The following is a 545-nucleotide window of genomic DNA, read 5'->3' on the forward strand; positions in this document are numbered from 1 at the left end:
TTTATCAGTCTTATTAAATGTTCGACTACAATCCTTTGTTTGGCTTTTAACCGATTTTCTTCTCGATGTTCAAGGGATATTTCTTGATTCCTCGGTTTCTTATGTGGTGTATTAATTGCTGTTTCCCCTACATAAGCTTTATCCCCCCTGTATTTTTGATGATTCCCCAATTCCTCCCTTCTTTCTCTCCACAATTTCAGATCGCTTGTTGCTCCGGTATAACCCACAGCTACATCCACTATTTCTTTCCCGCTCGGCATGACAATGACTTGATTTTTAAACGTATGTGTTTTTTTCTTTCCTGAGTAATATTTTTTCTGCTCTTCGTTGTCTATTGGTCTTTGCATGGGCTGTTCATAGCTATCTACTATTAACTCAAATTCCAGCAGAATTTCTTCTACCCACTCCCAATCACTCTCGTTTTTTTTTACTTGCTCAACTAAACTGGCTGGCAGTAATTCTCTGAAGATTTTTATCCAGTTATGGAAAATATCATTCGCTGTTGATTCACTCACTTCAAACTGTAACCCTAACATTTGAAATGT

1 protein-coding gene is annotated in these 545 nt (G+C 37.2%); it reads right to left on the reverse strand.

The window, feature by feature from the left end; all coding sequences use genetic code 11:
• Positions 1-515, reverse strand: a 515-nt coding sequence (locus tag PL9631_RS25915; protein ID WP_231516871.1) for an HARBI1 family protein, incomplete at its 3' end; no start/stop codon positions are given.
• Between the last annotated feature and the right edge of the window lie 30 nt (positions 516-545).

It is taken from the genome of Planktothrix paucivesiculata PCC 9631 (genome assembly GCF_900009265.2).
In the GTDB taxonomy this organism is placed as follows: Bacteria; Cyanobacteriota; Cyanobacteriia; order Cyanobacteriales; family Microcoleaceae; genus Planktothrix; species Planktothrix paucivesiculata.